At 67.1% G+C, this 13,013-nt stretch carries 14 protein-coding genes; 1 reads left to right on the top strand and 13 read right to left on the bottom strand.

Features of this window, described 5'->3' with window-relative positions; genetic code table 11:
• Positions 1–84: 84 nt before the first annotated feature.
• Positions 85–363, bottom strand: coding sequence for a CtrA inhibitor SciP (gene sciP / locus ACZ5CM_RS09530; RefSeq protein ID WP_464638004.1), 279 nt, complete (start codon positions 361–363; stop codon positions 85–87).
• Between the two features lie 131 nt (positions 364–494).
• Here sciP and mnmA point away from each other — a divergent pair, with 131 nt between their 5' ends.
• Positions 495–1,637 (top strand): tRNA 2-thiouridine(34) synthase MnmA, encoded by a 1,143-nt coding sequence (mnmA, locus tag ACZ5CM_RS09535; protein ID WP_464638006.1) that lies wholly within the window; start codon positions 495–497, stop codon positions 1,635–1,637.
• A 57-nt stretch (positions 1,638–1,694) separates the two neighbouring features.
• Here the strand turns inward: mnmA and lpxB are convergent, their stop codons facing one another.
• The 12 genes from lpxB to frr all read right to left on the bottom strand — a co-directional run bounded on the left by lpxB (position 1,695) and on the right by frr (position 12,978).
• Positions 1,695–2,867, bottom strand: coding sequence for a lipid-A-disaccharide synthase (gene lpxB / locus ACZ5CM_RS09540; protein WP_464638008.1), 1,173 nt, complete (start codon positions 2,865–2,867; stop codon positions 1,695–1,697).
• Positions 2,867–3,661 carry an LpxI family protein gene (locus ACZ5CM_RS09545; RefSeq protein ID WP_464638010.1) on the bottom strand — a complete coding sequence of 265 codons (795 nt, stop codon included), beginning with the start codon at positions 3,659–3,661 and terminating at the stop codon, positions 2,867–2,869. The genes lpxB and ACZ5CM_RS09545 overlap by 1 nt, the downstream gene beginning before the upstream one ends.
• Before the next feature lie 4 nt (positions 3,662–3,665).
• Positions 3,666–4,451, bottom strand: a complete 786-nt coding sequence (gene lpxA, locus ACZ5CM_RS09550; protein ID WP_464638012.1) for an acyl-ACP--UDP-N-acetylglucosamine O-acyltransferase — start codon at positions 4,449–4,451, stop codon at positions 3,666–3,668.
• Between the two features lie 5 nt (positions 4,452–4,456).
• Positions 4,457–4,921: a 3-hydroxyacyl-ACP dehydratase FabZ gene (gene fabZ, locus ACZ5CM_RS09555; protein WP_464638014.1), complete on the bottom strand. Its 465-nt coding sequence runs from the start codon at positions 4,919–4,921 to the stop codon at positions 4,457–4,459.
• An 81-nt stretch (positions 4,922–5,002) separates the two neighbouring features.
• Positions 5,003–5,596, bottom strand: a complete 594-nt coding sequence (locus tag ACZ5CM_RS09560; RefSeq protein WP_464638016.1) for an OmpH/Skp family outer membrane protein — start codon at positions 5,594–5,596, stop codon at positions 5,003–5,005.
• A gap of 13 nt (positions 5,597–5,609) precedes the next feature.
• A complete protein-coding gene (bamA, locus tag ACZ5CM_RS09565; protein WP_464638018.1) occupies positions 5,610–7,970 on the bottom strand; it encodes an outer membrane protein assembly factor BamA in 2,361 nt (786 codons plus the stop codon).
• A 127-nt stretch (positions 7,971–8,097) separates the two neighbouring features.
• A complete protein-coding gene (locus tag ACZ5CM_RS09570; protein ID WP_464638020.1) occupies positions 8,098–8,223 on the bottom strand; it encodes a hypothetical protein in 126 nt (41 codons plus the stop codon).
• A gap of 121 nt (positions 8,224–8,344) precedes the next feature.
• Entirely contained in the window at positions 8,345–9,694 is a 1,350-nt protein-coding gene (rseP, locus tag ACZ5CM_RS09575; RefSeq protein WP_464638022.1) for an RIP metalloprotease RseP, read from the bottom strand.
• A gap of 4 nt (positions 9,695–9,698) precedes the next feature.
• The gene (gene dxr / locus ACZ5CM_RS09580; protein ID WP_464638024.1) at positions 9,699–10,880 is read right to left on the bottom strand and encodes a 1-deoxy-D-xylulose-5-phosphate reductoisomerase; all 1,182 of its coding nucleotides are present in this window, start codon (positions 10,878–10,880) and stop codon (positions 9,699–9,701) included.
• The gene (locus ACZ5CM_RS09585) at positions 10,880–11,671 is read right to left on the bottom strand and encodes a phosphatidate cytidylyltransferase (RefSeq protein WP_464638026.1); all 792 of its coding nucleotides are present in this window, start codon (positions 11,669–11,671) and stop codon (positions 10,880–10,882) included. The genes dxr and ACZ5CM_RS09585 overlap by 1 nt, the downstream gene beginning before the upstream one ends.
• Positions 11,668–12,402, bottom strand: coding sequence for an isoprenyl transferase (locus ACZ5CM_RS09590; RefSeq protein WP_464638034.1), 735 nt, complete (start codon positions 12,400–12,402; stop codon positions 11,668–11,670). Before ACZ5CM_RS09590 ends, ACZ5CM_RS09585 begins: the two co-directional genes overlap by 4 nt.
• A 9-nt stretch (positions 12,403–12,411) precedes the next feature.
• Entirely contained in the window at positions 12,412–12,978 is a 567-nt protein-coding gene (frr, locus tag ACZ5CM_RS09595; RefSeq protein ID WP_464638037.1) for a ribosome recycling factor, read from the bottom strand.
• Positions 12,979–13,013: the final 35 nt, after the last annotated feature.

Consider the following 13,013-nt stretch of genomic DNA (forward strand, 5'->3'; position numbering starts at 1 on the left):
GCATCTGACAGTTACCGAACGGGACAAACCGTGACCGCAAAAGGTTAACCGCACGTTACTGGAGAAGTATTTTCAAGACACAACTCATGATTGTCTATACTTTTTCAACGCCGTTGCCTTGAGCGCGTCGATTCCGTGATCCCGGACCGCCCGAATCCAACCGTCGAATTCCTCGTCGCTCAGCCCGTAACGCCGGACCGCCTCCTCGCGCGAGATCAGCCCGCTGAGCACCCCCCGGACGACCGCTGCCTTGCGCGAGACGACCCAGCGTTCCGTATCGGCGGGCGGCAGGTCCGCCCGCGTCATGACCGACCCGTCCGGCAGCGTGACCGCGCGCGGGCCATCCACTTTCTTCAGATACATGACCAGTCCCCTGTGGTATTGGAGGGCGATGGTGCGGGGTCGGACTTAACGGCTGGTGAAGCCCGGCCTTGAGAGTCCTTCGGATTTTCCTATATTCTGCCCGGCCTTCCCCACCGATCAGGAGACGCGCGATGGCGCCTGCCAATGAGACCGGACCGAACTCGCTTGGCCTGCCCAAGCCGCCCGCCGAAACCCGCGTGGTCGTGGCCATGTCGGGCGGGGTGGACAGTTCGGTCGTGGCCGCGCATCTGCACGATCAGGGCTATGACGTGGTGGGGGTGACGCTACAGCTTTACGATCACGGCGCGGCGCTGGCGAAGAAGGGGGCGTGCTGTGCCGGCACCGACATCCACGACGCCCGCCGCGTCGCCGAGGCGCGCGGCTTCCCCCATTATGTGCTCGATTACGAAAACATCTTCCGCGACGCGGTGATCGAGGAATTCGCCGACAGCTACCTGGCCGGCGCCACCCCCGTGCCCTGCATCCGCTGCAACGAGCGGGTCAAGTTCCGCGACCTGCTGGAAACCGCCCGGGATCTCGAAGCCGACTGCATGGCCACCGGCCACTACATCCGCCGGATCGAAGGCCCGAACGGCCCCGAGCTGCACATGGCCGCCGACCCGGCGCGCGACCAGTCCTATTTCCTGTTCTCGACCACGCGCGAGCAGCTGGAGTTCCTGCGCTTTCCGCTGGGCCACTTGAAAAACAAGGCCGAAACCCGTGAACTTGCACGGAAATATGGTCTGAGCGTCGCCGACAAGCCGGACAGCCAGGACATCTGCTTCGTGCCTGATGGCAACTATGCCGGGGTGATCGAGAAACTCCGCCCCGGCGCCGCCGAGCCGGGCGAAATCGTCCATGCCGACGGGCGCGTCCTAGGCCGGCATGATGGTGTCATCCACTACACCATCGGCCAGCGCCGGGGGCTGGGCATCGGCGGGCTGGAAGAGCCGCTCTATGTCGTGCGGCTGGATGTCGAGGGGCGGCGGGTCGTCGTCGGTCCGCGCGCGATGCTGGCCACCCGGATCGTCCCCGTGCGCGAGATCAACTGGCTGGGCGATGCGCCGCTGACCTCGCGCGAGGAATGGCAGCTGTCGGTGCGGGTGCGCTCGACCCGCCCCCCGCGCGAGGCCATCCTGCGGCCGCTGTCGGAAACCACCGCCGAGGTCGAACTGCTCTCGCCCGAGGAAGGCGTGTCACCCGGGCAGGCATGCGTGTTCTACGAAGCCGGCGGCAGCCGCGTCTTCGGCGGCGGCTGGATCTGGCGCGGCTGAACACCCTTCGACCGCGCGGGGCTGGCGCGGGGCCTGCGGGATCCGCCCCCCTCCCGGTCAGCTTGAGCCGGCTCGCCGGTCCATCCGCTCCAGAACCGCCCGCGCCGCGCGCAGACCGGGCGGCTCTCCGCCCGCGCCCAGCCGGCGCAGGGTCAGCTCCATCGCCCGGCTCTGCTCGCCCGGGGCGGTCAGGACCTCCTCCAGCCGCACGGTGATATGAACCGGCTCGCAATCGGGCCCGATGCATTCGGGCACCGCGCGGGTTTCGCTGACCAGGTTGACCAGGGTGAAGGTTTCCACATGCACCAGAATGCGGGCCAGAAAACGGCTGAAACGGTTGACATCATAGGCGATCACCATGGGCGTGCCGGCCGCCGCCAGTTCCAGCGATACCGTGCCCGAGGCGGCCAGCGCCAGCCGGGCCGCACGGAAGGCGGCGCGCTTGTGGGCGGCGGCGGTGTCTGGGTCGAACGCGGCGGGGTCGAGAACCACCGGATCGCCCGGCCAGCAGGCGACCGCTTCGCGCACCAGCCCCGCCACCGCCGGGGCGGCCGGCACCACCACCCGCATCTGCGGATGGGCCGGCAGGAAGCGGGCCAGGGAATCGCCGAAAACGGGCGAAAGGCGCAACACCTCGCCGCGGCGCGAGCCGGGCAGAACCAGCAGGATCGGCGCATCCCCCAGCCCCAGCGCGGCGCGCATGGCCTGCATCTCGGCCGGAGTCGCCTGCGGCTCGGTCACCACCGGGTGACCGACGAAATCGCACTCCATCCCCGCCGCCTCCATGAAAGGTGGCTCGAAGGGCAGCAGCGCCAGGACGTGATCGACATGGCGGGCCATTCTTTTCGCCCGGCCCGGTCGCCAGGCCCAGACCGAAGGGGCCACGTAATGGACCGTGCGGATATTGCTGCACGCCTTCACCCGCCGCGCCACCCGCAGGCAGAAATCAGGGCTGTCGATGGTGATCAGCACATCCGGGGTGAAATCGACAACCGCGCGGGCGGTCTCGCGGATCCGGCGCAGCAGGCGCGGAACCCTGGGCAGGACCTCGGCAATGCCCATCACCGAAAGCTCCTCCATGGGAAAGCGGCTGACCAGGCCCTGGGCCTGCATCATCGCCCCGCCGACCCCGTCGAAACGGACATCCGGCCGCAGCTGCTTCAACCCGGCCATGAGCGCCCCGCCCAGCCGATCGCCCGAAGTCTCTCCGGCGATCACGAAGACGCGCATCAGCCCCCCCGCTCCCGCACCCACAGGAACAGCCCCGCCGCGTCGCAATCGGCAATCACCCGGTCACGATCCAGCACCATGACCCCGCCGGCCTCGATCACCAGCCCCTCCAGCCCGGCCGCCTGTGCCCCGGCCACGGTGCCGGGGCCGATCACCGGCAGGTCCGCGCGCCGGTCCTGGCCCGGCTTGGGCGCCTTGAACAGGATGCCGCCCTGCCCGTCCGGGCGCGCGGCCAGGCTGTGCAGCATCCAGTCGGTGCCGAACACCCCTTCGACCGCCAGCGCCTGGCCGGACAGGACCGCGCAGGACTGGCCCACATCCGCCTGCCCCATGGCGGCAATGATCGCCTCGGCCCGCGCGGCATCGTCGCGCGCCCGCGCACCGGGTTGCGCCCGCGTCGGACAGCCCGGCCCCATCAGCAGCCCCGGCGCCGCCTCATGGGCCGCGACCACCTCAAGCCCCGCATCCTCGAAGATCCCGATCACCGCCCGCAGCGCCGCATCGTCGCCCGCGGCCATCGCCTTGAGGAAGACGGGAACCAGCGGCAGCGTCGCCGCGTCGATCGCGGTCGGGTCGATCTTCGGGCGCCGGATCGCACCGGCAAAACAGACCCGTCGCACGCCCGCCGCCTTCAGATCGCGCAGCGCGCTGCCCAGACGTTCGAGCCGGATCCACCGGTCCACCTCCAGCCCTTCGGGGGCGAAGCCCTCGACCGCGCAGATCACGGGCCGCTCGGACAGGGCCGCCACGATGGCACCCGGCAAGGCCCCCTGACCCGCAATCAAAGCCAGCATCGTCTCACCCCCCGGGCGTGAGGAAGGACCGGTCGCTTTCGCCGGTCACGAATTCGACGATATGGCGGACATGTTCGCTCTTGCTGGTCTGGCCGATGCGACGGGCGCGTTCGATGAAGGTGCCCTCGCCGCCGGCCAGCTCGTCGAAGGCATCGCGCAGGGCACGGATTTCCTCGCGAGACAGTCCGCGCCGCTTGAGCCCGATCAGGTTGAGCCCCTCCAGCTCGCCCCGCGGCCCCTGCACGAGGCCATAGGGGATCACGTCGTTTGTCACCTTGCTCATGCCGCCGATGATCGCCCCGCGCCCGATGCGCACGAACTGGTGCACGCCGGCCAGACCACCGATGATGACATCATCCTCGATGACGCAGTGACCGGCGATGCCGGCATTGTTGGCGATGATCGCACGGTTGCCAAGCTGCACGTCATGGGCGATGTGGACCCCGCCCATCAGCAGGCAGTCGTCGCCCACGCGGGTCACGCCGCCGCCGCCCTCGGTGCCGGTGTGGATGGTGACATGCTCGCGGATGCGGTTGCGACGCCCGATCACCAGGCGCGAATCCTCGCCATGAAACTTCAGATCCTGCGGAATCTCGCCCACGACCGCGAAGGGAAAGATCACCGTCTCGGCCCCGATTTCCGTCCTGCCGGTCACGACGACATGGCTTTTCAGTTCGACCCGGTCGCCAAGCGAAACCTCGCCACCGACCACGCAGAAGGGACCGATCCGGCAGCCGTCGCCCAGGCGAGCGCCCTCTTCGATGACCGCGGTGGGATGAATATCCGGCATCGGCCTCAGCCCTTCGACAGGTCGACATAGGCCGAAAACTCGGCCTCGGCGGCAAGCTCGCCCTCGACCGTGGCGCGGCCGGCGAACTTCCATACCTTGCCGCCCGGCTTGCCCCGAAGCGTGGTGATGTTCATCTCCATCACGTCGCCGGGAATCACCTTGCGCCGGAACTTGCACCTGTCGATCGACATGAAATAGATCAGCAGATCTCGGTCGATGATGTCCATCGCCACGCCCAGCATGACCCCCGCGGTCTGGGCCATCGCCTCGACGATGGTCACGCCCGGCATGATCGGGGTACCGGGGAAATGCCCCTGGAAATGTGGCTCGTTCATGGTCACGTTCTTGATGCCGCGGGAGGATTTCGTGCCGTCGATATCGACCACCCGATCCACCAGCAGAAACGGATAGCGATGCGGCAGGATCCGCTGGATCAACTGGATATCGGCGCTTTGCAGCTGGTCGGTCATCTCTGGGCTTTCCCGTCTGGCGATTGGCATCGCCGCCTGACTACCAACCCCGAAAGCCCGGGGCAAGCGGCGGCGGAGACCTCACCGGTCGGTGCCGCCGGACTGGCGCCCGTCGCCGATCGCTGCATCTATCCGGGCAATCGCGACGTCGGTGATGTCGCTGTCACTGGTGCTGAGAAAGATGTTGGCGCGCTCCAGAAGCACCGTGGCGCCGGCCTCTCTCATCAGGCGCTCCAGAACCGGGCGGACCGCGTTGAAGAATTCCACGCGCGCCTGCTCGCCCTTGCGGCCGATCTCGCGCGCCTTTGCATCCTGGGTGCGGCGGATCTCCTGCACCTTGCGGTCGAAGGCGTCGGCCAGCTCGCGGAAGGCCGCCGCGTCCATGGTCGCGCGCTTCTCGGTCAGGGCCTTTTCCTCGGCGGCAAGTTCGGCCTCCTTGCGCCGGTTCTCGGCCGCCAGCGCCTTGCCTTCGGCCTCAAGCTCGGCAGCCACGCGCCGGCCGAAGGCGGACTCGGCAAACAGCCGGTCGGCCGAGATGGTCAGAATCGCCATCTGCGGCACGCCAAGCTGCTGCGCCCGAAGGCCGCCGCCGGACGGGCCGGCCAGAGCCAGAAAGATGGCCAGAACCCTTCCCGCCCGGCGCAGGGTCGTGTTCATCGCCCGGCGCGGCATCATCGCGGCCCCCGCCTCAGAACCTTGCCTGAAGGGTCAGGTCGAAATTGCGCTCCTTGTCGAAGGGTTCTTTCACGAGCGCCTTCGAGAAATTGAACCGCAGCGGGCCGAAACCCGTGGTCCAGAGCAGCGAGAAGCCCACCACCTGGCGCACTGAACCGTTGGCGCCAACCACCGTGGCGCCGGCGGTGTCCACCTTGTCGAGGTTCCACAGGTTGCCCACGTCGTAGAACAGACCGCCCCTCAGCCCCAGCTCCTCGGGCAGGCCCAGCGGGAATTCGGCCTCCAGCCGGGCGACCGCGTAGTAGTTGCCGCCAAGGAAGTCGTCCGCCGTCCCGGTCCGGTCGCGCGGGCCGATGCCGCCGGGTTCGAAACCGCGCAGGATGTCCGGCGTCAGCACGAAACGGTCCACCGAGCGGCTGGCGGCGGTGCTGCGCCAGTTCAGCGCGCCGGCCTCGAACGAGGCGCGCAGCACGATTTCCTCGTTCCAGACCCGGGTCTGGGCAATCGCCTTGGCCGAAGTCTTCACGAATTTCGTCTCGCCTCCCAGCCCGGCAAGATCGGCGCCAATCTGCAGCAGCACGCCCGCATTCGGATTGAGCCCGGTAACCCGGCTGTCATAGCTGTATTTCAGGCCCAGAAGGCTTGTGTTCTTCGGCCCCTGCGCGATCTCGCGGCCGATCACCAGCCCGTTCTGGGGCGGATCGCGCAGCAGCATCTTGGCCCTTTCCCAGGAATATTTCATCGTGAGGGACGATTGCTCGCCCGTCGGGAAGGTCAGCTGCGGCGTGAAGAAGCTGCGCTTGGTGTCGTAGGTGGCAAAGCTCGACGTGCGCGAGCGCAGCCCCAGATCGATATCGAAGCGAAGCTCGCGCCCCAGAAGGTAGGGTTCGGAAAAACCCAGCACGTAGGATTTCGATTCCTGCGCCGTGGACAGGTCGAGGGACAGGCGCTGGCCGCGCCCGAGGAAGTTGCTTTCGGACAGCCCCAGCGCCACGCCGAACCCGTCGGTGACCGAGTAGGACCCGCCAAGGCTGAGCGTGCCGGTGGGCTGTTCCTCGACATTGACGTCCACGATCACCTGATCGGGGGCCGATCCTTCACGGGTGCTCACATCTGCCTTCTTGAAGAAGCCCAGCGCCCGGATCCGCTCTGCGCTCTGGCGGATTTCGCGCGGGTTGAAGGGATCTCCTTCGGCGGTGCGGAACTGCTGGCGGATGACCCGGTCGAGCGTTGTGGTGTTGCCCTCGATGTCGATCCGTTCGACGAAGATCCGCGGCCCCTTGACCAGCGCGAATTCCACATCCAGCGTGAGGTCGCGGTCATTGCGGGTGATACGCGGCTCCACCCGCATGAAATCGACCCCGTTGCGCACCGCAAGCCGTTCCATCCGGGCAATGGTCTCTTCCACCAGCGAAGGCGAATAGACTGTTCCCGGCTTGACGCGGATCGATTCCCGGTAGGGCTCGGCATCGACATTCGGCATCTCGCTGACCGCGGTGATCTTGCCGAAGCGGTATTGCTGCCCCTCGGTCACGTTAAAGACCAGGTAGAAGGCGTCGCGTTCGCGGGTGAGTTCGACATTGGCGCTGTTGACGCGGAAATCCACATAGCCGCGCGAGAGGTAGAAATCGCGCAGCACCTGCTTGTCGAAGGCGATGCGGTCCTCGATCAGGGTATCCGAGCGCAGGAAGGCGCGCAGCAGATTGGCCTGCTTGGTCTGGGTGACCTGGCGCAGCCGCCGGTCAGAAAAGGCGCGGTTGCCGACGAAGCTGACGCGCTCGATCTCGATGGTGTCGCCCTCGGAGATCTCGAAGATCAGATCCACGCGGTTGTCGCTGCGGCGGATGATGCGCGGCGTGACGGTCGAGGCGATCCGCCCGCTCTGCGCATAGGCTTCGGCGATCTTGGCGGCGTCGCTTTCCGCCACCGCCGCGCTGAAGACCCGGCGCGACCTGGATTCGACGATCTTGGCCAGGACGTCGTCCTTGAGCCGCTGGTTGCCCTCGAAGCTCACCACGTTGATCGTGGGCTGTTCCTTGACCCGGATGACAAGGGTGGAACCGACGGGTTCGATTTCGACTGTTTCAAAAAAACCACTGTCAAGAAGCCGCTGATAGGCGTCGTTCAAAACGCCCGCGCTGATCGGCTTGCCGCGGGTGATTCCCGTGCGCGCGATGATGGTCCCGGTCTCGATGCGCTGGTTGCCTTCGACCTTCACGCTGTCGAAGGTGTATTCCTGCGCCTCCGCCATGCCGGGCAAGGCGCCGAACATCCCGGCAACAAGGACGACAACCGCGATCAGACGCAGGCACAACATGCGCGGCGACACGCAACGCCGGCCGCGGGGCTCGCCCGCGATCTTCCCCAATCCCATCTTTCAAACCCGAGTTCTGGCAGACATCGGGAACGTCAGTAAAGGGATTGGGTGGGCTTGTCAAAAAGTACGAAAACGCGCGCCGGCGACCGGCGCGCGTCCTGGAATCGGGGGACGTGAGAGGGAATCAGAGCCCGCCGATATAGGCCGCCAGGAAGAGTGCCAGCGCGATGGTCGCAAGCGCCAGGATCCGATCCAGGTTCAGAAGCATGACCAGGCGCAGACCGCGATAGGATTGCTGCAATGTCGACATGGCCCATACCCCGCTGTTTCAAGGTTCATCTTTACGGCTCAGCCCGAAGGTAACGCCGGATTGTGGCCGCATTGCGGCGCCCGTCCGGCAAGGGCGGGGCATTCGACCCGGATCCGCCGGCTCAGCAGAACAGGTCGTTGCCCAGCGCGAACACCATCAGCGACAGGATCAGCGCGATGCCCACCGCCATCAGGATGCGCAGCGCCGCATCGCTGGGCGGCTTTCCGGCCACGGCCTCGTAGGCGTAGAACACCAGATGTCCGCCATCCAGCGCCGGGATCGGAAACAGGTTCAGCAGGCCGACCGCGGCGGACAGCACCGCAATGAACCAGATGAAGCTTTCCGCCCCCTGCGCCGCCATCGCCCCCGAGGTTTCGGCAATGCCGATCGGACCCGAGATGTTGCAGCTGCTGATCGCCCCGGTGATCATGTGCCATAGCCCCGACAGCGATCCGGCCACGATGGCCCAGGTCTGCACGACGCCGCCGATCAGCGCCTTCAGCGGGCCGGGGGTTTCAGTCCGGGGCTCGAACGCCATGCCGCCGGCAATGCCGATCCGCCACACGGTCTGGAAACCGCCATCGGGCAGGGGTTCGTCGGTGCGCCGCGGCGCAAGCGTGAAGGTCAGAGCCTGCCCGCCGCGCCACACATCGATCAGCAGCGGCCGTCCATCCGAGGCCTCGACCGCCTCCTTGAGCTGCTCGAAGGCGAAGATCGGCCGGCCGTCCACCGCGGTGATCACATCGCCGGGACGAAAGCCGCTGTCCATCGCCGCGCTGCGCGGACTGACCTGGGCCACCAGCGGCGGGAACAGATAAGGCCCCCTGACCTCCATCTCGCGCCCGTCCCGGCGCACCCTGTAGTCCAGCACCGCCTGCCGCGGAATGCCGGCGATGAAATCCGCCCAGGCGGGGTCGTCCAGGCTGGGCGCATCGGCACCGGCGATGCCCAGGATCTGATCGCCCTCCTGCAATTCGTAGTGGCCGCCGGGCAGCGGGCGAAGCTCGCCGACCGTGAGCGGGTCGCTGGCCACGCCGCGCAGCATGAACACCGCCGAAAACACCGCGATCGACAGGATGAAGTTGAACACCGGCCCCGCCGCCACCGTCGCCGTGCGCGCCCACAGCGGGGCTCCGTGCATGGTGTGGCGCAGGTTTTCGGGGTCGTCCTTGTAGATCTCGGCCATCTTCTCGAAATCCTGCCCCGAGGCCGCGTTGGAATCGCCCAGGAACTTCACGTAGCCGCCGAAAGGCAGCGCCGCGATCTGCCAGCGCGTGCCGTGCCGGTCCACCCGGCTCCACAGCACCGGGCCGAACCCGATCGAGAACACCTCGGCCCGGATGCCGGACCAGCGGCCGACGATGTAATGGCCGTATTCATGAACCGCCACGATGACCGAAAGCGCCACCACGAAGGCAAGCAGCGTCCACGCCACTCCGCCAAAGCCCTGGATGAGTCCACCGATATCCAAATTCCTACCCTGCCCGCTGTGCCATCTCTGCCATCACCTCATCGGCGCATGCCCTGGCGAGATGGTCCGTTGCCATGATGTTATCAAGTGTCATTGCGGCATCAATTGGACCGTCCTGCGCCTCGATCCGGGCCAGAACCTCCTCGACCACCGCCGCCATGTCGAGAAATCCGATGCGCCCGGCGATGAACCCGTCCAGAGCGCGTTCCTTGGCCGCGTTGAAGGCCGCCCCCGCAAGCCCGCCGCGCGCCATCACCTGGCGGGCAAGCCGCAGCGCCGGCCAGCGCGCTTCGTCCGGGGCGCGGAAGGTCAGCCTGCCCACCTGCGCCAGATCCAGCCGCGCCACCGGCAGTTCGCGCCGCTCGGGCCAGTGCAGCGCATAGCCGATGGCGTGGCGCATGTCCGGCGCGCCCACATGCGCCATCAGCGCCCCGTCGCGGAACCCCACCAGCGCATGGACCAGCGATTCGGGGTGCACCAAGACCTCGATCCTGTCAGGATCAATCCCGAAGAATTCATATGTTTCAATGATTTCCAGCGCCTTGTTGAACATGGACGCACTGTCGATGGTGATCCGCTGCCCCATGTTCCAGTTGGGGTGAGAGGAGGCTTCCTCCAGCGTCGCGTGCCGCAGTCGCTCAAGCGGCCAGTCGCGAAACGCACCCCCCGAAGCGGTGATGACGATGCGCTCCACCGCCGCCACGTCCTCGCCCGTCAGCGCCTGGAAGACGGCGGAATGCTCGCTGTCCACCGGCAGCAGCCGGGCGCCGCTGCGCCGCGCGGTTTCCAGCACCAGCGCCCCGGCACAGACCAGCGATTCCTTGTTGGCCAGCGCCAGCGTCGCCCCCTGGCGCAGCGCGGCCAGACCGGGCGCCAGTCCGGCGGCGCCGACGATCGCCGACATCACCCAGTCGGCCGGGCGGGCGCCGGCCTCTTCCAGCGCCTGCCGTCCCGCGGCGGCCTCGATCCCGCTGCCGGCAAGGGCGTCGCGCAGATCCTGCAGCAGATCGTCGCGGGCGGTCACCGCGACCTCGGCCCGCAGCGCGCGCGCATCCGCCGCCAGCCGCGCGATGTTGGCGCCCCCGGTCAGCGCCACGACCCGGTAGCGGTCCGCCTCGCGCCGGATCAGGTCGATGGTGTTCTGACCGATGGAGCCGGTGGCGCCAAGTATCGTCACCCTGCGCATTACAGCACCCCGGGCAGGAAACCCGTGACGATCCCGGCCAGCAGGATGAAGACCCCCGCCCCGATCATCCCGTCAAAGCGATCGAGAAACCCGCCATGCCCCGGAATCAGGCCGCTGGAATCCTTCACGCCGACCTTGCGCTTGACAGCGCTTTCGGCGATGTCGCCGGCTTGGGCAGCAAAAGCGGCCAGCACCGAGACCGCGATCATCCCCGCGCCGAAGCCGGACCAGGCCACGAAGCCGGCGCCGACCAGAGCTGCCGCGATCCAGCCGGCAACGGTGCCGCACCACGTCTTCTTGGGGCTGACACGGGGCCAGAACTTCGGCCCGCCGATCGCCTTGCCGGCGAAATAGCCGGCCACGTCGGTGGCGATCACCACGCAGATCAGCCACAGCATGCCGACCAGCCCCAGATCGGCCCGGATGGTGATGAAGGCAAACCCCGCCAGCGCGATCCAGCTGGCAAAGAACAGGAACAGCCTTCCCCGCTCCCGCATCATCGCCGCGCCGACCAGCCCCGGCACCAGCGCCGAAGGCAGGACCACCCAGGCCGGAAGCGTGGTCGCGGGAAAGATCACAACCGCCGCCACCGCCGCGGTCAGAAAGGCGACCGCCCGAGCCGAAGGCGCCAGCATCCGCGCCATTTCATACACCATCGCCGCGCAGATCAGGGCGATGAAACCCTGCCAGACCGCCCCCCCGGACCACAGCGCGACAAGAGCCACGCCGACCATGATCAGCGCCGAGACCACCCGCGACGAAAGATCCGACCACCGACCCGCTCCGCTCATGCCGACGCCGCGCCGAAACGGCGCTCCCGCCGGCCGTAGTTCCTGCACAAACGCTCCAGCTCGGCGGCCGTGAAATCGGGCCAGAGCGTGTCGATGAACTCGTATTCCGAATAGGCCGACTGCCACAGGAGAAAATTGGAAATCCGGGCCTCGCCCGAGGTGCGGATCACCAGGTCGGGATCGGGAAGAACGCAGGTATCAAGGTATTTTGGCAGCGTTTCTTCATCCACGTCCTCGGGTTTGAGCCGGCCTGCCGCGACGTCCTCGGCCAGGCGGCGGGTGGCGCGCGCCACCTCGTCCCGGCCGCCATAGTTGAGCGCAATCGTCAGATGCACCAGGTCGTTATGCGCGGTTTCCTTCTCCAGCCGGTCCATCAGGTCGATCAGCTTGGGATCCAGCCGTACCCGGTCGCCGATGAAACGCACCCGCACGCCGCGCTCCTTCAGCGCCCGCGTTTCCTTGGTGATGTAGCGACGGAAGAGGCTCATCAGGCCGGCCACCTCGACCTGGGTCCGCTTCCAGTTCTCGGTGGAGAAGGCGAAGATCGTCAGATACTTGATGCCCAGATCGGGGCAGGCCTCGACCACCTCGCGCACCCGGCGGGCACCGGCGTGGTGACCGAACAGGCGCGGCCGGCCGCGGGCCTGCGCCCAGCGGCCGTTGCCATCCATGATGATCGCAACATGTTTCGGCCCCTGCGGCCCTTCGCCGTTATCGGTATCGCGTGGCATGAACCCGGGTCAGACCTGCATGATCTCGGCCTGCTTGTGCTCCAGCGCCTCATCCACCGCCTTGATCATCCTGTCGGTGAGGTCCTGCACTTCCGATTCCCAGAACTTCTGATCGTCCTCGGAGAGGTGGCTTTCGGCCTTGGCCTTCTTGATCTTGTCCATGCCGTCGCGCCGCACGTTGCGGATCGCCACCCGCGCCTGTTCCGCATAATGGCCGGCGACCTTGCTCAGTTCGCGCCGGCGTTCCTCGTTCAGCTCGGGGATCGGCAGCATGATGATGGTGCCGTTGGTCTGCGGATTGATACCCAGACCGCTTTCCATGATCGCCTTTTCCACCTTGTTCACAAGGCTCTTGTCCCAGACGTTGATGGTGACCATGCGCGGCTCGGGGACGTTGATGGTGCCGACCTGGTTGATCGGGGTCATCTGGCCATAGGCCTCGACCTGTACCGGCTCCAGCATGGCGGCGCTGGCCCGGCCCGTGCGCAGCGAGGCGAATTCGGTCCTGAGCGCTGCCATGGCGCCCTCCATCCGCCGCTGCAGGTCGTCGAGATCGAGTTCGAATTCTTCTGACATGTCGATACGCTCTCCCCGCGTCGGGTTGCTTTGGT

It is taken from the genome of Piezobacter thermophilus, assembly GCF_055386745.1.